Annotated in this window: 12 protein-coding genes; 7 read left to right on the top strand and 5 right to left on the bottom strand. The window is 42.6% G+C overall.

From position 1 onward, the window contains the following. Positions 1-24: 24 nt before the first annotated feature. From ABDW02_RS01290 to ABDW02_RS01270, 5 genes are read right to left on the bottom strand one after another with little or no spacing between them, the layout of a single operon-like run. Complete coding sequence (locus tag ABDW02_RS01290; RefSeq protein WP_343631360.1) at positions 25-924, bottom strand: DMT family transporter; 900 nt, start codon at positions 922-924, stop codon at positions 25-27. Beyond that, entirely contained in the window at positions 917-1258 is a 342-nt protein-coding gene (locus ABDW02_RS01285) for a hypothetical protein (protein WP_343631358.1), read from the bottom strand. The genes ABDW02_RS01290 and ABDW02_RS01285 overlap by 8 nt, the downstream gene beginning before the upstream one ends. 2 nt (positions 1259-1260) lie before the next feature. Next, positions 1261-1926, bottom strand: a complete 666-nt coding sequence (locus ABDW02_RS01280; RefSeq protein WP_343631356.1) for a hypothetical protein — start codon at positions 1924-1926, stop codon at positions 1261-1263. 3 nt (positions 1927-1929) lie between these two features. After that, the gene (locus ABDW02_RS01275) at positions 1930-3627 is read right to left on the bottom strand and encodes a DUF349 domain-containing protein (RefSeq protein ID WP_343631354.1); all 1698 of its coding nucleotides are present in this window, start codon (positions 3625-3627) and stop codon (positions 1930-1932) included. Between the two features lie 37 nt (positions 3628-3664). Next, positions 3665-4594 (bottom strand): PfkB family carbohydrate kinase, encoded by a 930-nt coding sequence (locus tag ABDW02_RS01270; RefSeq protein ID WP_343631352.1) that lies wholly within the window; start codon positions 4592-4594, stop codon positions 3665-3667. A 213-nt stretch (positions 4595-4807) separates the two neighbouring features. Here ABDW02_RS01270 and ABDW02_RS01265 point away from each other — a divergent pair, with 213 nt between their 5' ends. The 7 genes from ABDW02_RS01265 to ABDW02_RS01235 all read left to right on the top strand — a co-directional run bounded on the left by ABDW02_RS01265 (position 4808) and on the right by ABDW02_RS01235 (position 19754). Then, a complete protein-coding gene (locus ABDW02_RS01265) occupies positions 4808-6637 on the top strand; it encodes a VWD domain-containing protein (protein WP_343631350.1) in 1830 nt (609 codons plus the stop codon). Positions 6638-7216: 579 nt separating this feature from the next. Further along, positions 7217-9895, top strand: coding sequence for an AsmA-like C-terminal region-containing protein (locus ABDW02_RS01260; protein WP_343631348.1), 2679 nt, complete (start codon positions 7217-7219; stop codon positions 9893-9895). 196 nt (positions 9896-10091) lie between these two features. Then, positions 10092-10757 carry a MarC family protein gene (locus ABDW02_RS01255; protein WP_343631346.1) on the top strand — a complete coding sequence of 222 codons (666 nt, stop codon included), beginning with the start codon at positions 10092-10094 and terminating at the stop codon, positions 10755-10757. A 117-nt stretch (positions 10758-10874) separates the two neighbouring features. Further along, on the top strand, positions 10875-12821 hold the full coding sequence (locus ABDW02_RS01250; RefSeq protein WP_343631343.1) for a T9SS type A sorting domain-containing protein: 1947 nt from the start codon (positions 10875-10877) through the stop codon (positions 12819-12821). A 137-nt stretch (positions 12822-12958) separates the two neighbouring features. Next, entirely contained in the window at positions 12959-13480 is a 522-nt protein-coding gene (locus ABDW02_RS01245; RefSeq protein ID WP_343631341.1) for an RNA polymerase sigma factor, read from the top strand. Then, on the top strand, positions 13473-14861 hold the full coding sequence (locus ABDW02_RS01240; RefSeq protein WP_343631339.1) for an SUMF1/EgtB/PvdO family nonheme iron enzyme: 1389 nt from the start codon (positions 13473-13475) through the stop codon (positions 14859-14861). The genes ABDW02_RS01245 and ABDW02_RS01240 overlap by 8 nt, the downstream gene beginning before the upstream one ends. A gap of 486 nt (positions 14862-15347) precedes the next feature. Continuing rightward, complete coding sequence (locus ABDW02_RS01235) at positions 15348-19754, top strand: hypothetical protein (protein WP_343631337.1); 4407 nt, start codon at positions 15348-15350, stop codon at positions 19752-19754. Positions 19755-19841: the final 87 nt, after the last annotated feature.

The following is a 19841-nucleotide window of genomic DNA, read 5'->3' as shown; positions in this document are numbered from 1 at the left end:
GTAGGCACGCGACGCGTCGCGTGCCTACTTTTGTTTCGAATTCACCAGATAAACTCCGCCGACTATTACCAGCATTCCCACAAACTGGGACGTATAGAATTTCTCGTTGTTCAACAAAACTCCCAGGATCACCGCAACAATCGGGATCATATAGGTTACGGAACTGGCAAACATAGGTGACTTCAGCGCAATGATCCGGTTGAATAAGAGCAAAGCCAAACACGTTCCGAAAATGCTCAGGATGCTGATGTATCCCAAGGCTTCGAATGCATGTTCGTTGGTTTGAAGTACGTGTGAAGTATTCAGGCTCAAAGTAACAATCCATGCCGGTATTGCCAGGAACGTAAACGACAGGGAAGCAATTTCGAGCGATTTGAATTCGCTCAGTTTGAATTTGATCGTATTTAAACTCGTTGCATACATCAGGGTAGCCAAAAGGATTGCGCCTACATGTATGAGTGAAATTTCAACGGGCGCACTATTCAGGATTCCGACCAGGATGCAGATTCCGAAAAACGCGATCAACAATCCGATCACCTGTTTCAAACGGATCTTTTGCTTAAAGAACAAAAAGCCCAAAATCAGGGTAAAAAACGGCGTAAAACTATTCAGCATTCCGGCCAGCCCGGAAGAGAGTTTTGTTTCTGCGAAGGTGAACAGGAATGCCGGGAAGAAATTTCCGCAGCTTCCTACGATCAATAAATAAACGACTTGTTTCCAGTGTTTAATCTTCCGGAGGTTCATCAATCCGAAAGGCAACATGACCAAACCGGCAATTGCCATGCGAAGTGCTCCGACCTGTGAATCGGAGAAAATATGTCCGCCGGTTTCATCGAACATTCCGCGCTTCATCAAAATGAATGAAGCACCCCAAATACCTGCTAAAATGAAAAGAGAAAGCCAGCTGCGCAGATCTTTACTCATTGGGCGGTGTTTCGATATTCTTTCGGGCATTGCTCATCCGGAAACGAATGGCTACCAAAGCAGGCAACCCGGCGTGTATCAGGATAAACAGGACATAACCAATCGGTTTTAATTCGATTTTGGTTGGCAGGATACCGTTGGCTCTTGTCCGTTCCAGGCCGTTCCCGAAATAATAACTCAATGCCACTTTTCCTTCGGTTTGAATGTGAACCAGTTCGTGATCGTAATGAAAAATCCCGTCATACATTGGGATTGTAACAAAGATGCAGAGCACCAGTAACATGACTCCGATCAACAGTCCGAATAAAATGGGTCTTTTCAGTAATGCTCCCATAATCAGTTCAACGCTTTAAATCCTTCCGAGAAAAACACGCGATCCCGGTTCACACGCTCCTCCAAAGCAGTTCTGAATTCGTCGTATTTTCCTTCCGGGATGCAATTCACCGGGAAAAACAACTGTAAATCCTCAATGTATTCGAAATAAAGCGTTTGCTGATGTGTTTCGATCCTGCGCAAACCGGAAAAGAACAACAGGCGTACTTCGCGGTCTGCAACCACTACTGCTTTATGCGTCACTCCGACACGAAACCACCCTTGCGCAATAGCAAGAAACAGGATTTGGTCGAGAAACATGATTCCATAAACCACTGCAACCGGCCATGCTTCCATCGTCAGTAAAAACACGGTAATCATCGCAAAAAGAGCGAGCAATGCTTCCATCATCAGGAATAAACGAACCTGCTTTTTACGGGGTTCTGAAACTGGCGTACTCCACAAGAATCGTTCGGGCTTCCGTGTCATGCCAACTCCAACCCAGCGGCTCACCGACCTGCGAATGATCAGCAGCAGCAAAAGCGTTGCAATTCCGATAAAAATGTGAAATTTAAACGGTAGTTCTGCAATCGGGATATTGAAAAAATGAATATCGAATGCGACGCAAATAATAAATGCAAATGCCGGAAACGAGAAGAAAATCAGTAAAATGTTTATGGAACGATTCATCGATTACTGGATCATTTTAATCTTCGCTTTCAGCTCTTCAATTTTGCGTTGAGCCGCTGCAATTTTACCTTCCACTTCTTTCTTCAACAAGTCTGCTCCTTTCGATTTCGCAAAGAAACCAAGGTTGTTCTCAAATTGTAAAATATCCGATTTCAGTTTGTTTATCTTGTCGTGCAAGTCGTATTTCTCTCTTGCCAAAGCGCGTTCCGAGTTCGGATCTGCTTTCATAGTATCCAATCGGGCCTGGAACAGCATTTTTTCCTGCTCCTCGCCTTCCAGTTTCAATTTCTTGTAATGCGCATCCAACGCTTCTTTGTAAGCATGGAACACCCGGTCTTTCTCCTTCATCGGCACGTGTCCGATCTCGTTGAATTCCGTTGCAAAACCTTTCAGCAAGGCCATTGCTTCTTTTTTATCTTCCGGAATAGTTGCCGCTTTGATACGGTCGATCAATTCCATCTTCAGGGCCAGATTCCCTTCAAATTCTTTGTCTTTCGAACTGAAATGTGCCTGTTTTGCTTCGAAGAAATGATCACAAGCCGCACGGAACTCTTTCCACAATTTTTGCTCGAATCGTTGCCCTGCACTTCCCAATTCTTTCCAGTCTTTTTGAATAGCCAGGATCTGGTCGGTTGTTTTCTTCCATTCGGTAGAATGTTTCAATTCTTCCAGTTTATCAACCAACTGTTGTTTTTTCGCAGCTACTTCATCGAATTTTCCTCTGACACCGTCAAAGAACTCCTTCTTCTTAGCAAAGAATTCATCACAGGAAGCACGGAATTCTTTCCAGACCTCTTCGTTTTCCTTGCGCGGACCAAAGCCGATCTTCTTCCACTCTTCCTGTAAAGCCAGTAAAGAAGCAGTTGCCTGATCCCATTCTTTCGTACTTGTAGAAGCGAAATCTTTTACCAATTCAGCGGCTTTGCGGGCAATTTCTTTTTTAAGCTCCAGGTTTCCGGCCAGTTCCGTCCGTTTTTCATCGTAGAAAGCCTGGATACGCGCATAAACTGCACGAACAGCATCCCAATAGGAATTCTTCAGGCCTTCCCACGCATCATTTCCAACAGGTCCGGTTTCGTCCCATTCGTTCTGAAGCGTTTTGATAGCCTGCTCCACATCTTTTACATGCTCTACCTTGGATAGATCCTGGATCCTGCGAATGACATCCAGTTTCAATTGGTGATTGCGGTGTAGGTCGTGCTCGCGCAATTCGCGGTAAATCTTAATGTGGTAAAAGAACGTTTCCAGCAAGCGGGAATACTCGGATTGGATATCCTGGCGTTTTTCACGCGGAATATCTCCGACTTCTTTCCATGCATCGTGGATTTCTTTGTATGCAGTCATGGCTGCGCCGATGTTCTCTTCTTTTTCGACAACATCCTTCAGTCTTTCCAAAAGTGCTTTTTTGCGACGTAAGTTGGATTCTTCCGCTTCTTTCTTTGCTTTTTGCAATCCGTTTTTACGCTCACGGAATTCATTGTACAGGTTATAAAACTCTTCCCGCACAGGATCAGCAACACGCTCTTCAACCGGCTCACCCTTTTCCTGGGCTTCCAGCTGTTTCACCTGGAATTGACGATCCTCTTCCAGAACCACATCCTCAAACTGATTCCGCAATTCACTCACTTCACGCGCCACAGCCAGCGCATCTTCCTGCTGCACGAGATTTTTTAACGACTCTAATAAACCTGCCTTTTCCATGATAAAGCTTTTTAGTGGTAGTTCAATTTACAACTATTTAACCAACTACAGTTGACATTTCGAAATTTGTCAATGAAATAAAGCGTGCAATTCGCGCTTCAATCTCATCGTGATTAATTTCCAGTAAGCGTTCTGTTCCGAATTTTTCCACACAGAAAGACGCCAAAGCAGAACCGGCAATAATTGCGCGTTTCATATTTTCAAAAGAAGCATCATCCGTTGCAGCGATGTAACCGATAAATCCTCCTGCAAATGTATCTCCTGCTCCTGTCGGATCGAAAACATCTTCCAATGGTAAAGCCGGTGCGAAGAATACCTGGTCGTCCTGGAACAACAAAGCTCCGTGCTCTCCTTTTTTAATGATCAAAGTCTTAGGACCCATTGCACGAATTACACGGCTTGCTTTTACCAGTGAATATTCTCCCGACAATTGACGTGCTTCTTCATCGTTAATGATCAATACATCGATCAATTTCAAGGTTTGTTTCAAATCATCCAACGCGATGTCCATCCAGAAATTCATCGTATCCATTGCGATCAGCTTCGGTCTTTTTGTCAAACGCTCGATCACCTGGCGCTGTACCTGCGGGCTTAAGTTCCCCAACATCAGGTATTCAACTCCCTGGTAAGAATCCGGAATAATCGGATCAAAATCACCCAATACATTCAATTCGGTCACCAGGGTATCTCTTGAGTTCATATCGTTGTGGTAGCGGCCCGACCAAAAGAAGGTTTTTTCACCTTGCTTGATCTGCAATCCTTCCAAAGCAACACCTTTAGAACGCAAAAGATCCAACGTTTCCTGCGGGAAATCATCTCCGACCACCGAAACAATACGTTGATCCTTTATAAAGTTTGAAGCAGACAATGCAATAAAAGTTCCTGCACCACCTACAATCTTATCTGTTTTTCCGAATGGTGTCTCAATAGCATCGAATGCCACACTACCAACTGTCAATAGACTCATTTTCTTAATTTATTTGGGCAAATGTACGCAAATATTTAGGTATAACCGGCGCGTAAATCGTTCAATATTTGTGGTTAATTCCTCATTTGAAGCCAAAACAGTTTTAATTTTTTAATTCAATCAGTTAAAATTCGTTTTTATTTTAACAATTTTTAATCTATCCGGTTTTCGGTACGTTTATTGTTTGGTTGCTCTCGAATTAAACCAACTGTTATGAAAAAACATGTTACATTCTTTGGATTATTCGCACTTCTGGCGCTTGGAACAGCAAACGCTCAGGAAAAAACAGCTTTCGGAACCGATTTCCAATCAATCAGAAAAGAAATGGTTGCCTGGGATGCCGTTCGTGGTGAGTGGCTGGCTCAGTCGATGGAAGCAATGGCGAATAAAAGACCAACTCCGGACCGCAATTTCCCGGAAGAATACACCCCTGCAGAAATGTTTGGCGCCATGCCAAGCGCAACACAAGACAAAGTCCGTTCGCAAATCCAGCGATCGAGTACTACCAGCGACAGCGTATCACGCACACAATGGTCGCGATTGAACAGCTTTACAAACAGAACACCCGATTGCAAACCTGTAATGGGAAGAACTTACGGTGATCCGCATTTGAAATCATTTGACGGGGCAACGTATTCCTTCCAGACAGTCGGAGAGTTTACTTTGGCAAAATCCGGAAGCGGAAACGTGAATGTGCAGGTACGCCAGCGCAACCAGTCCGATGATTTCTCTTTGAACACAGCCGTAGCCATGAATGTGGGCGGTGACCGTGTTTGTTTCTATGCCAATGAAAAACCGGACGGTAATACCACTACTCCGCTTCGAATCAACGGTGAACCGGTATACATTGAAGGAACCAATTATTACCTGGAGCACGGCGGAACGATCACACAATCCGGAAGAAACGATTATACCATTACCTGGCCGACAGGAGAAAAAGTAAAACTGGACGGTTCATCCAGCGGCGGCATGGGATTCTACAACATCGCAGTGGAGGTTTATCCTTGCTCCGATACTTACGACGGAATCCTTGGAAATGCGAACGGAAGAACTTCAGATGATTTCGATGTACGCAACAGCATGGGAGGAATTGCTTCTTCCAACTGGAACATGGGAGTTTTCGGTTCCACCAATTCCCGCGACCAGCAACTGGAAAAAGAATACCTGGCATTTTTAGCAAAGGATTTCGCCCGCCAATACCGCATTACTCCGCAAGAGTCTTTGTTTGACTACGGATTTAACCAAAGCACCTTTGCTTTTACAGATGAATCCTTCCCACGCATACATCGCACACTGGGCGATATGAACGGAGACGATTACAGAAGAGCCCAGAGAGAATGCGAACGCAGAGGATTTACCGGAAGCGACCTGAGCGCTTGTATCTACGACAACGGATTCCTGCGCATCGAACCAATTCCCAAGCCAAACATCCCGAACCGCACAGCCGGAAGACAATTGGAACCGGTGAGAACACCTTCTCCGAACGTAAACCCGGGTCAAAAACCTTACAGAGAGCGTTACCCGGAACCAAGAACAAGTGGAACTCCAGGCGGAAATACAGGAAACAACGGTGTTCCGAGAGACGAAAAAACTTCCGGAGGATCCGAGAGAACGATTGTAGATAAGGACGCAAGCCGTTCTGCAAACAGCAAAGACCCTGAAACAACAGGAAGCAACGGCACTTCGACCAGACCGGTTCGAGAAAACTCTTCCAATACGCCTTCCGAAACAACAACAAAACCTTCGGAAACGGTGAATCCGCGTGTGTACAACTCCGGTTCATCCACTTCAACACCACCGGTAAAAGAGCCGGAAGTTACAAGACCGGTTTACAACAAACCCGTTTATACGGAACCGGTTAAAACGGAACCTGTGAGAACAGAGCCCGTGAGAACACAACCGATTAAAGTAGAACCAAGATATACACCGCCACCGAGCAACCCGGTATCCACACCAACGCAGCGTCCGGCTAGTACGCCCGTTTCGACACCGGCTTCAACCCCATCAAAACCAACGACTTCTCCGATAAGAAGAGGAGGTTAATTGCTGAAAGGAGTCTTAACAGGCTCCTTTTTCATTTACTCATCAAAGCATATTCGGCTTCGATATCCAGCGACTTCCACCTTACCTACGGTTTATTGCCTTGTGAGGCAAAACCTCCGTCTTCACCAGCTGCAGCTGGCTCTTACCATTGCCGTAAAAAGGTGGAGCCAAAAAGGTCTAGGCGCGGGTAAACCGATCGACCTGTTAGCAGATCATGACAGAATTTCTCATAAACTCAGCGTACGCCTCAAACAGTATGAGAAATTTACTGTCATATACTGCACAGGTGCCCTATCTTGTTCACCAATGCGCCGGGTTGAGATTCTCCAAAACCAATCATTTGCAAGTTCCCGGAAGGATTAATTATAATTACAAACCTAGCTTATTAAAACCAAAAACCATATGAGCTATGGTTCTATTATGGTCCTTTGATTGAATATCCTTCGACGCTCATCTGCATGAAATAAACCTTTGTAGTCAAAATAATCATCTGAAATCTGAAACAAATTAAAAATCGAACGTTAATTACTATTTGAGGGCCAGCGAATTTGACCGCTGGTTTCGGCGTAAATTTGATTTATGAAGCGGAAGAAGTGGCTGGTGAGATCTGTGAAATGGTTCTTCGGAATCCTGCTTACCCTTGTTTTGCTCATTAGTTTCCTGCTTTACATCTTTAAGGACGACATTATCGACTATGCGATTTCGGAGATCAACAAAACCCTGAAAACAGAAGTTCATGTGGACGAGATCGACGTAACTTTCTGGGCCACATTCCCCAATTTGAGCCTTGATTTCAACGGTGTATTCATCCAGGACGCATTTCCGGATGCTACGCGCAGAGACACGTTGCTTTACACCGAACAAATCCGTTTGAAGTTCAACCCGATGGATATCTGGAATGAAAAATACAATGTCAAGAAAGTAGATATCAAACCCGGAACTCTTCAACTGAAAGTCAACAAAAAAGGCGCAGTCAATTACGACATCTTCAAGGAATCCAAATCCGATGAAAAAACGAATTTCAACCTGACCCTGGAATCCATTCACGCAACCGGGATCCGTTTTTCCTATTCGAACAAGGTCAACGAGAACAGTTACAAGACGAAAGTCCAGGACATTCAGCTTGTGGGGAATTTTACGCAGGACAAATTCGATATTGCTACAAATGCCGATTTCTATATTCAGCGCATTCAGAACGGACTGGTTCCATTCATCATCAATCAGCAGGCTTCCACACAAGTAGCCATTCACATCGATCAAATCTCGGAAACTTTCTCCATTGACCGCGGAAAACTATTGCTTGCCGGAATTCCGTTTGATTTTGATGTGAAAGTCGACACGACTGAAGTCAGCCTGAAAATAGACGCCGACAAAATTCCGCTTGCCGAACTGGCCAACAACCTGGCCATGAAGGAAGTGAAAACCGTTTCGGAACTTAAAGGTTCGGGAACCGGAACATTTCACCTGGATTTTCAAAACGGGCTGGCAAAAGATTCTTATCCGAAAGTCGACTGCCAATTTTCCATTGATAACGGAAGGCTGACCGAACCGACAAAAGGCTTAACGCTTCGCAATATTGACCTGAAAGGATATTATTCGACTCTGAAAGGAAAAGACAAGGAAGAACTGACGATCAAAAACGTAGCATTTCAAACGATCAGCGGGCCTTTTTCAGGGAACCTGGCCATTCGCCGTTTCTCCAAACCCAGTTACCGCGGGGCCGCGAAAGGATCTGTCGATCTGGAAGTCATTCACGCGTTGTTCCACATACCGAAGATCGAAGAACTGTCCGGAAGAGTGAAAGTCAATACCAATTTCCACCTCGAAACCGTATTCGAAAACCAGGAAGCAGTGGTTGAAATCGTGGATGGAAACGGAACGGCACTCATGGACAATGTGGATTTCCGGCTTCAGAATGATTCGCGCAAATTCTATGACATTTACGGGAACCTGATCCTGAACAGAAGCGATGCCGTGCTGGAAGCACTGAAAGTACATCTGGGCGAATCCGACCTGGAGCTGAACGGAAGTTTCAATTACATCGACCAGTTCCTGCAGGACAAGCACACACTGGATATTGCAGTAATTGCTGAAAGCAAAAAGATTAACCTGAAAGATTTCACCAATACCATTGCGGGAGATCCGAAAACGACTGCTTCCAATCACGAGTGGATGATGCCGACCCTGATCAATGGAAATGTGAAATTGAATGTCGATGCGATCCATATGGACCATCACACTTTTTCACAAATCAACGGAGAAATGACCGTGGGAAACAGAAGTATTTCCATTCAAAAACTCCATGGAATCACAGGAAATGCCACCGTTCGCGGAACACTGGCGGTGGTGGAATCGTCACCGCAGTATTTCCAGCTGGCAACCAGTCTGAGCTCGAAAGACATTTACTTCAAACCGATCTTCCGGGAATGGAACAATTTTGACCAGGAAGTGATCAAAGAAGACAACATCAGCGGCCGTGCAGAAGCGATCCTGGACATGAAAGCACCGTTTGACCTGACTTACGGGATCCTGAAAGACGAACTGGAAGCCCAGATCCAATTGAAAATCATCGGCGGACAATTGAAAAACGTGAGCACATTTACCGCGCTTACCAAAGACCTGAAAACGACCAAAACCAAAATGATCCTGAAAGGACGGGAAATTGATGCACTGGGAGAAAAGTTAAACGACATCCGCTTCCAGACTTTGGAAAACACCATCCTGATCAAGAAAAGTACGATCGTGATTCCTAAAATGGAAATCAAATCCAGTGCGCTCAACATCAGTGTAGAAGGAAAACACAAGTTCAACAACGACATCGATTACCGCTTTGCTTTCCGTTTCCGGGAATTAAAAGAGCAAAAAGACGAATCGGAATTCGGGATCGTGGAAGACGACGGAACAGGTTTCAAGATCTTCGTGCGCATGTATGGAAACCTGAGCGATCCGGTGATCGAATGGGACAAAACTTCCCGCAAGGAAGAATCCAAACAAAACCGGGAAGAGGCGAAAAAAGAAGCTATTTCCATTCTGAAGTCAGAATTGGGGCTGTTTAAAAAAGACACCACCATCAAAAAATACCAGCCTCCGAAAAAAGAGTACGAAGTATTGAAGATCGAATTCGGAAAGGAAGAAGAAGTGAACCCGTACGAGGAAAAGAAAAAGATTGAAAAGGAGAAGAAAGGTTTGAAGAAATTCGGTGAGAAACTAAAAGAAAAAGGAAAACCGGACGAGAAAGAAGAATTTACGGTGGAATAAGTAATCCTTAATGGGGATTTTATCTTCTCCCCTTGAGGGTCTGACGACTCTGACGAGTATCAGAGGGTTGGCTTCGTTTTATCACCGGCCAGAATGGGTTACCACCTCCCCTAACCCCTCCTCAAGGAGGGATACTAAAAAAACCTTTCTCTTTTCAATTCTGTTTACTATTATTACTTATTCAAAACGGAATTAAATGGGTCTGATCCAATCTTTCATCGACATGCTTTTTATCGGGGTTATTACGCTCTTCCCGGTTGTAAACCCGATCGGTTCTGCGTTTATCGTCAATCCGTATTTATCCCATTTAGAAATCCACGAAAAAAGAAAAGCGGTCAAGAAAATTGCCTTGTATGCATTCATCTTGTGCACAATAGCGCTTTTCGCCGGACATTGGATCCTGGAAATTTTCGGCATTACGATTCCGGTTGTGCAACTTGCCGGAGGCGTGATGATTTGTAAGATCGGCTGGGAATTCCTTTCCTCGGATAAAAAAGAAGAAAAGCCCGTTACGGATGAAGGAGGCAATGCGGTGAGTTCCAATTATGCCCTTATCCAGGATAAATTGTTCTATCCCATTACTTTCCCGATTACAACCGGAGCCGGTTCCATTTCCGTGCTTTTTACCTTAAGTGCCCACAGTGCCAACGCACATATTAATTTGTATCTGATCAATACGGGCGCTATTCTTTTAGCAATCATTGTTATCTGTTCCCTGATCTATTTCTTCTACCTGAACACGAAAAAAATCATCCGGGTAATCGGCAAGGAAGGCGAACAGATCCTCAACCGCATCATGGCATTCCTGATCTTTTGCGTCGGGCTGCAAATCGGGATTACGGGGATTAAAGCGCTTATCTAATTACGATGTTCTAAAAAACTGTAGGCACGCGATTAATCGCGTGCCTACAGTTTTTTATGGATTTTTGAACCAACATGCATCTTAGGTGTAATGAGTACTAATTCTAAACTGCATGTTATGAGATTCGTTACCCTTCTATGCATCCTTTTACTCGGAACGGGCGCTGCCTTTTCCCAATCCATTTCCGGAAATATGAATTCCGAAGCGCACAGCGAAGCCCTTCGTTACGGAAATGTCGACATTTACAAAGGTGACAAACTGGTTGCTTCCGTTCTGACAGACAAACTGGGAAATTTTGCCGTTGCGCTCGACACCGGAACTTATGTTTGTGTGATGAATTACGCCGGCTATTCTCCTATCCGGAAAGAAATCAAAGTTACCGGAGATGAGATCGCTAACTTTAAAATGAAAGAAGACCCCACTGTACCAAAACGCGCCGCAAAACGCGACGATGGTGAGCTGCTCGATGAAATGCGCTCTATTGAGGAAGTTGCAGTATCCAGCTATAAACTGGAAAGCAAATCCACGGCAGCAACCATTACACGTGAAGACATCAGGCGCGCACCGACACGCAGCAGAGGAGATTACATGGGTGCAACCGGTGGAACACTTGCCACAGACGGAACCGTCATGGCGGTCCATCCCGGATCCGGCACCTACAATGGAACAGCAAGTTCCAGGCTATTGACCGCAGGAGAGATCAACGATTTCTCGAAGTGGAAAATGTGGCAGGATTTGAACAAAGGTGAATTGGCAACTTACCAGAAAACCTGGGAAATTGCTCCGTCAGGAAGATATACGGTGATGCTGCAATCAGAAAACGGAATTCCGATCGTGGATGCCATTGTGCAGTTATTATTAAACCGCAAAGTCGTATTTACGACCCGCACCGATAACACCGGAAAAGCGGAATGCTGGCTGACCATCAAAAACGAAACCCCGGAAGTAAACGGGAAATTGTCTATTCAAATCACTTACGACGGAAAAGTATCCATCATTCATAAAGTAAGCGCTTTTGAAAACGGGTTAAACCACCAGAAATTAAATATCTCCTGCCAGGAAATTCAGAATGTCGACGTGGCTTTTGTAGTCGATGCTACGGGTTCTATGGGCGACGAGATCAGCTTCCTGCAAGCGGAAATGAGCGATGTCATTTTCCAGTCAAAACAAATTAGTAACAAACTGAATTTCCGGTTCGCGAATGTCTATTACAGGGACGCAGGCGATTCGTATGTTACTAAAAGCATGAATTTTAACCGCATCCTGTCCGAATCGGATGCTTTTATCAACGAGCAATCCGCGGGAGGTGGCGGTGACTTCCCGGAAGCAATGGACGTGGGCCTGGACTCCGCGATCAACAACCTGAGCTGGAGTGAAAGTGCACGTGCCCGCATCCTGTTCCTGATTTTAGACGCACCTCCGCACCAGGGCTCAGAGATCAATGAGCGGTTGCAGCGGTTGATCCTCCAGGCAGCCGAAAAAGGAATCCGCATTGTTCCTGTGGGGGCAAGCGGAATCGACAAAAGCACCGAATACCTGATGCGTGCTTTGGCTTTGGGCACCAACGGAACGTATACTTTCCTGACCGATCACAGCGGAATCGGGAACAGCCATATCAAGCCTTCTACAGACCATTATGAGGTAGAAACGCTGAATGCCATTTTGGTGCGCATCCTGAAAAGCTATACTTACATGCCGGATTGCCAGCAAAACATCCCCGATCTGGCTTTAGACATTCCAGATTCGATCGTTTCAACCGTTCCGGAAGTAGATTCAACCGACACGAATGCCGTAAAACCGGACCCGAAAGCATTGAATATTACCTGGAGTTACTATCCGAATCCGACCAATGGGGTCATTACCATTCTGCCGAATACGGATATCAAAGAATTGTATGTTTCCGATTTGAGCGGGAAAGTGCTTCAAATACTTCCAAAACTGAAAAAAGACGAACGCATCCAGGTCGATCTTTCCGGTTACGCAACGGGTATTTACCTCATCCGCTACCTGGACGAGAACAACCATTGGCTGAGCGGGAAAGTGGTGCTTCAGAGAACGAGTTAAAACATAAAGACCACCATAATTGATCCAATAAACACGTAAGGGCGAATCCCGTACATACGGGACGTCATTACGTGTTTTCATGTAACTTTTTCCATTTTTGTCAAACATACAGTTGTACCAATACGTGATCAACAAGCATGAAGGACAAACAGGACGCATTTCTAAAACTCTACGAACCGGTTCATGAACGGTTTGAACGCTTCTGCAGGGCGCGGGTTTATACGGAAATGGATTACAGGGATTTGATGAACGACACCCTTTTGGTGGCTTATGAAAAATTTGATTCCCTGCGGTCAACGGAAGCCTTTCTTTCTTTTTTGTTCAGCATTTGTGTACGTGTTTTAGGGAATTATCACCAAAAGAAGCGCGAAAACCGCATTCCGGAAGGAAATATGCACCTGCAAATCCGCGACAGGAACGCCAATCCGCAATCTCATGCAGACGTTCATTATTTGTATGAAGCATTGGCTCAATTGTCGGCAGAGCAACGGGAAAGTATCATCCTTTTCGAAATATCGGGATTCAGCATCCAGGAGATTACTGTCATTCAAAACGCATCCGAATCAGCTGTAAAACAACGCCTGAAGCGGGGACGTGAAAAACTGATGAAAATCCTCACGTATGAAGCTTCTTTAAAAACAGTACAAAGTCATGGATAAGCAACAACAATTAGATCAGCTTTTCGCCGGTGCGAAACAGGATCCGGTGATGCAGTCGTTTGAACAGACCAAAGACACATTCCTTGCTTCTTTGAACAATCCTGCGGTGAATAAACCCCAAACGAAACAAGTATTCACCAAAAAATGGATCATCATGTTAACAACTGTAAGCACCTTAAGCATCTCCCTCTTCCTTTTGTGGAACAGCGGAGAAACGAATAACACACCTCAGCAAACCCAACCGGCGAAAACAGAATCCCGTATATCTTCAAACACTTCCATTCCTGCTCAGCAAACCCCAAAACCACCCTCCAAACAGATCAACACACCGAAAGAAGCGCCTTTCCTGGCAACCATCCAGGAACTGGTTACGGAATTGCCGTTAACCCTAAACCCTGAAAATGACCGCGTGGAAATCCGGGAAAATGGGTACGACCGCAAAACAGCTTCTATTAAAACGTTGGACGATCCTGCCTACCAGTTCCCGAAACTGACCGAAGAAGAAATCGCAACTACCAGAAAGAAGAAAAAAGCCATGCTGAAAGCATTGGCCAAGCACGACAAAAGCACTTATGTTTACGTTCCAAGCGGAAGTTTCGATTACAACGGGAAGCTGATTTCCGTGCAGGCGTTTTACATCGGAACGGGTGAAGTCACCAACTTCGAGTACCGCACATTCCTGTTTGATTTGCTCATCCAGGACCGAAAAAGCGAATTCCTGAAAGCAAAACCGGATCAATCGGCCTGGAACAAAGAACTCAAAGACGGTGGAAAAGCCTGGGAAGAACAGTATTTCTCACATCCCGCTTTCAATGATTTCCCTGTAGTCAATATAAGCCGCGAAGGAGCCGAATTGTATTGCAAGTGGCTTTCAGAAGAGGTTCGCAAATACGTTGGAACGGATAAAGAAGCCCAGTTCAATGATGTGCGCTTACCGCTCCGCGCGGAATGGGTAAAAGCAGCCAGCAATGAAGGCAAGCAGCTTCCTTATCCCTGGGACGGGCAATACCGCCGCAATTCTCGCGGTTCATTCCAGGCAAATTTCACCCACGATATTGTGAAAGATCAAATTGATACCTCAAGATGGCGAAACACGATAATCTACGACAACGCAGACATTCTTGCACCTTCCAAATCCTTTTGGCCGAATGCACTGGGTTTATACAACATGGCCGGAAATGCTGCCGAAATGGTTTATGAAGGAATGGACAGAAGTGAACCCGGAACAGCAGGCGGCTCATGGCGTAGTTACGGCGATGATATTAAAATCTACGCGCCAGATCCTTACAAAGGAGTTACGGAAGCGAAGCCCACAATTGGTTTCCGGGTAGTGAGCACCTTCCTGACGCTGACTATAAAAAGTATCAAAACAGGGAATTAAACAACACGATTTCTCCCAAATAACCGATTCGTATTTAGCAGTGACGTGATACCCGCGTCACTGCTCATTTCTGCAATTTTTATTCGTTAATTAACAATTTCTTTCCTTGCCGATACAATAATATTCCTTACTTTTAGTTTTATTAGATCACTACCCACACAGTTCTAACCTTATTCATTGAAAAACCTCTCCTTACATTAAGTCTGGTCAAGTTACTTTCTGGGTTTACTTCTTAAGATATTATCTGGCATCCGTTATGGGTCCCTCATTTTCTCTGCGGAAACGTATGCAGTTTCATACCTATTGTGATTGATTTTTTATTAACTAACGCCACATTTAAAACCACTAACCATGGCTGATTTTTTCTTTTTTACGGATGTTGATTTATTAAAGCATCCAGAACATTCAATTCTCCTCTTTATTTCCCAGAATTTTTTTGACAGTCATCCTAATCATCTTTAATAATCATTTTATAAAAAAATAAATATGCCACACTTTTTTTTCTTCACTGACCCTGATAAATTAAATAATCAAACGGTTGTTCAAGCATACGGACCTGACCAGACAACTCCAACCGAAAAGTACCGTGTAACAAGTATGCACTCAGGAAACAACGCGTATGCTTATGCTGTAACTGAAGGCGATATTATTATCATTGACAACGTGGTCGATACCTCAGGAAATGCCTTACCCAACCTTGTTAATATCGTATTAAAACCTAAAAATCAACCACAGATAGATATTGGGTATATTAAGTACTATGTATATAAAGGAATTAAAAAAAGTTCCATTATTGATACTTCGACTAACACTATTAAACCTTTTAACTCGTCAGTACCTGCAAACAATATTGATCTCTTACGACGGATAAATTCCAACTATCAAAAATTACTGAATCAGCCAAATAATACATTACCGGCTATTCCTGAGCTCTCTCAGTTTTTGCCAAACCAAATTTCCGGTGGTACAACTCCATTATATAAGACGTTTTTTAAAGATTCCGGCTCTCAATATCAGTATATCAATTCTGGAGAATCTCTTGGTGTTTTTGACGACGCAAGTTTGGGGTTTGAAATCATATTAGAAGTAATGGGGTTCGAACCTACGGTTAATGATGCTACAAAACTGGAAACAATTATTCATGTTCCTCAACCTGCATCTTCTTCTCAGGCTGATGTCTTTCAAAATAACAACAAACGGGAAATAATCTTGAATTATATCGATCCCTGTGCATTTTTTGGATGTTTCTATTATTCCTCTCTTAAATTTAATACCACAGACTCTTCCGGAAATGCCTCTTCTACAAAATGCAGTGGAAACGAAATTTATGAAAACATAATTAAGGGTCTTGGGAGTAAAGTTGTCTTTTTTAATAAAAACACTGTTTATCTGGATATTAGAAATGAATTAGATTATTCGTTAGATTACTTCGGTAACTATGCTACTAATGGTAATAGAATTATCTATGCATCTGCCAATACGAATTCTCCTGTTCCAATAAATTACTACGTCAATTCATGGCCTCTTCTGAAATTTTATTTGTCAGATTTTATCTCCGGAAATCCCAATAATTCAGATTCAAAAAATCACTTATTCATAAATTTCCCTAAGGGAGATAACTATAGTCCTTTCATATATATTGCATCCGGAGAAGTCCCTGATAAAGCCAAATTCTTCGAACGCAAAAAACGAAGTAAAAAATTCATTGATTTATTTTATTTCAATCAAATTGGGCAGCCACTGGCGGATTTTACCTCGATTAAATCGGAAAATCAAACTGCTTTAGAGGTTTTAGTCCCTAATTATAATGCTAATAATGTTACAGAACCTATTTCAACGTATATTAAAATTAAATACCTCAGAATTATAGAATCCCTTCCTGAACCACTCGGATTAAATACAATCTTAAGGTCAAGAGAACCTCTGGATAATATTTTCCAGCCACTTGACATGATTCTACCCCAAGCAACCGGAACAGTTGCTAAATCCAGAACACAGGTATACTATACAGAAAGGTGCATCAATGATCTCAGACATAATTTTGACTCCAGCATTTCCAATATCGGAATTACAGAGGATACAAATCAGAACAAAATATTGTTTACGTATGCCACAACTAATTATAATTCCAAGAAAGAAAAGAACAGTTTCTTCTCTTTTGCTTCAAAAATCGGACATTCCAATAATTCTCCAGGAATTGACGAATTAATTAAGAACCTAAATAATATTGATTACACAGAAATTGAGTTAACCGGTGAGCCTCAAGATTCGCACGGAGACTATCCTAAACTAAGGATTGTTGCAGCTAAAAGTTCCACAGCACTGGAAGATTTTTTTAATAGCACCCCGCTCGACTTCAAACAAGTACACTTAAGCAAATCAGAATTTGAAAGAATCACGACTACCGCTTCAAATGCTGGTTTTTTAAACGGTTTCAGAGTTTCTCTGGGCTTCAAAAAACTGAGTATGGGCAGCCAGGTGTACACTGACATTTATACTTCAGATGTATTTACTATTTATTATGCCAAATTTGAATTGGTCTTAAGAGGATATTATTTAAGCACTAGTGGTAACGTTGAAGTAAAAGAAGTTCAAATTCCGGAATATGATGTTTTGAATGCTCAAATCCCAGGAACCACTCTAACAAAATACGACGTTCTTTCAAGGGTTTTATTGTATGATAGAACAGATGGGAATAGCGCCGAAATAAAAGCAAGTCGTTTGGACGATGGACCAATACTTGTTCGTACAAGGACTGCTCTTAATCCATCATTTAAAAGCAGTGAACGTGGTTTTAAGATTTTAAAAGAAAATGACACACCTACTTCAGGTATAACAACTTATTCCATTTGTTCTAAAATTTATTTCGTCCAGAACAATATTTCAGACGCAAGTTTCGCCATCTATTTAAAACATTTTGCGGAAAATATCCAACAAATTTGGAATTCAGACACTAATCTTGGCTTACCAAGATACTTGAATAGTACATTTGACCTTTCTGATATTGAAAATCCCGTTGTAACAAATCATGACGGTATTGTCATTAATACGATTTGCGGAATACTTCGTAACGACAAAGTCACAGTTAGAGATCCGAATGGAAATGTAATTACCAATGCTACTATCATCATTGATACAAATCCAAGCCCAAATAACTATCTGAAATTGATAGATGGGGAGTGCATTATAGTTGTTGATGCAGAACTTGGTGGCAGATCATATATCAGAAATGATGATAACGGTGATAGAGTGGGTAGAATGGTATTCGACAATAAAAAACAACCTGAACATACGAATCCTGATCCTTATCTTTCAACTAATGGTAATGTTCCTGCACATGAATGGGGGCACGTTCTAGGATTATCTGACAGATACACAGCATTAATGGTGTTAAGGAACGGGAATGATTATCTTCACAATCAATTTACTGCTGGGGGGAATTCAAGTTCTTCAACCTCACTTGCCATACATCCTGAATATGATCCTGAATACGTTATTCAATACGCCTGGAGACATAATTTGATGTCGACACAAACTGGAGTATTTCCTGATGGATATATAGCTGCAAAAAGAAACAACCCCCTTATTGTCGATCCCCTAGTTGATCCGGCAGAAATATTCGTGAATAACTATACTTATTTTTTTGAGTCTCCATTACCAGATCCACCCGGTGGGCATAGTTACAAGGGGCTATATTCATCTAAAAGACCAATAGAGAATGTTTTAGGATTATTACCTCCTGATTATAGTAAATTAAACATCTTAATTACAGAACAGCAATTTAAGTTAATCATTAATAACAACGCTCAAGCTGGAGGCCACAACGAAAACAAAAATAAAGGGGTCTATTCCGGAGTTAATAAACGTCAAAACTTTCCTGATAACAACAGCCTGATTTTTAAATACAACTCTGAACTTATTAATTACACACAACTCAGGTTTGATTGGGCAGGTATTCAAGTAGCCAATAACGGGTCGGAATCTTTGAAAACCGATTATAATTCTGATGGATATCCAACTAGCAAACTAACTTGGGGAGTTGATACATTTAATGGCAATGACTCCTATGTTCATCCGCCGAATAGTGGTTCCAGTTTCCCGTCAATTAACTATAAATCATCTCTTTTCGAACGTGCGAACACCAGTATTTTAGGAATGGGATGGCTACCGGAACAAATTAAATTTTTAAAAAAAATCGGTGATATCTCTAACGCGGCTAAAAGATTCAATGTTTGCATAGGAGGAAGACGCGGAGCTTATCCATCAAAAATCAATAATCTAGTAATGCAACTTGATGGGGAAGAACTTATACAAATTCATCAATTAATGATTGCTCTAGCAACAGCAGACTTAACCGCAAATCCAAGAGGTTCCGGTAATACTCTTGTAGATACTTTAACACAGCTAAATGGGGCAAATGCTAACCTTATTGCAAAAGCCGCAGAACTATTTAATGGTAAAACAGACCTTCGTGAATTAGACAAAACAGTCAAAAATGATGAATTTTTTGACTTGAGAGTAAATACAAACAATCAACTTGAAGTTTTGGCACAAAGTACTTGGAACGTTCGTGGAAGTTATTATGAAACCGCAGCTGATTCTGCTGAAGATTTATACAAATGGCGATTAAAAGGGACACTGACATCAAATAACTTATCCAACGTCATTGTAAAACGCAGACCAGGGTCTGCTCCTAATGCACCTGGACACACAGGTAGTTTTGCTAACGACATTGAAATCACCTATAACATATATACCAATGCCGTCACACCAGTAATAGGTAACGGAAATGATATTCGTGGAATAAAATTGGTCTCTTTTAAGTTAAGATACACCGAATTTAAAAACCGTGAAGTCATTTTGGAAGCGTATGGTCAAGGTGGTACACTTTAAAAATTAATCACTCCTTTTCTAACTAATTTATAACTCAAATCACAATTCTCAATTAAACTGAATATTATGCCAACTAATCCCATAAGC

The organism is Fluviicola sp. (assembly GCF_039596395.1).
Taxonomy (GTDB): Bacteria; Bacteroidota; Bacteroidia; order Flavobacteriales_D; family Crocinitomicaceae; genus Fluviicola.
The sequence above is the reverse complement of the archived record's forward strand: the minus strand, read 5'-3'. Positions and strand labels throughout refer to the sequence as shown.

What these genes read in the sequence shown, in the direction of transcription:
- ABDW02_RS01290 (WP_343631360.1), bottom strand. Translation starts at nt 924, where the DNA reads ATGAGTAAAGATCTGCGCAGCTGGCTTTCTCTTTTCATTTTAGCAGGT.
- ABDW02_RS01285 (WP_343631358.1), bottom strand. Translation starts at nt 1,258, where the DNA reads ATGGGAGCATTACTGAAAAGACCCATTTTATTCGGACTGTTGATCGGA.
- ABDW02_RS01280 (WP_343631356.1), bottom strand. Translation starts at nt 1,926, where the DNA reads ATGAATCGTTCCATAAACATTTTACTGATTTTCTTCTCGTTTCCGGCA.
- ABDW02_RS01275 (WP_343631354.1), bottom strand. Translation starts at nt 3,627, where the DNA reads ATGGAAAAGGCAGGTTTATTAGAGTCGTTAAAAAATCTCGTGCAGCAG.
- ABDW02_RS01270 (WP_343631352.1), bottom strand. Translation starts at nt 4,594, where the DNA reads ATGAGTCTATTGACAGTTGGTAGTGTGGCATTCGATGCTATTGAGACA.
- ABDW02_RS01265 (WP_343631350.1), top strand. Translation starts at nt 4,808, where the DNA reads ATGAAAAAACATGTTACATTCTTTGGATTATTCGCACTTCTGGCGCTT.
- ABDW02_RS01260 (WP_343631348.1), top strand. Translation starts at nt 7,217, where the DNA reads ATGAAGCGGAAGAAGTGGCTGGTGAGATCTGTGAAATGGTTCTTCGGA.
- ABDW02_RS01255 (WP_343631346.1), top strand. Translation starts at nt 10,092, where the DNA reads ATGGGTCTGATCCAATCTTTCATCGACATGCTTTTTATCGGGGTTATT.
- ABDW02_RS01250 (WP_343631343.1), top strand. Translation starts at nt 10,875, where the DNA reads ATGAGATTCGTTACCCTTCTATGCATCCTTTTACTCGGAACGGGCGCT.
- ABDW02_RS01245 (WP_343631341.1), top strand. Translation starts at nt 12,959, where the DNA reads ATGAAGGACAAACAGGACGCATTTCTAAAACTCTACGAACCGGTTCAT.
- ABDW02_RS01240 (WP_343631339.1), top strand. Translation starts at nt 13,473, where the DNA reads ATGGATAAGCAACAACAATTAGATCAGCTTTTCGCCGGTGCGAAACAG.
- ABDW02_RS01235 (WP_343631337.1), top strand. Translation starts at nt 15,348, where the DNA reads ATGCCACACTTTTTTTTCTTCACTGACCCTGATAAATTAAATAATCAA.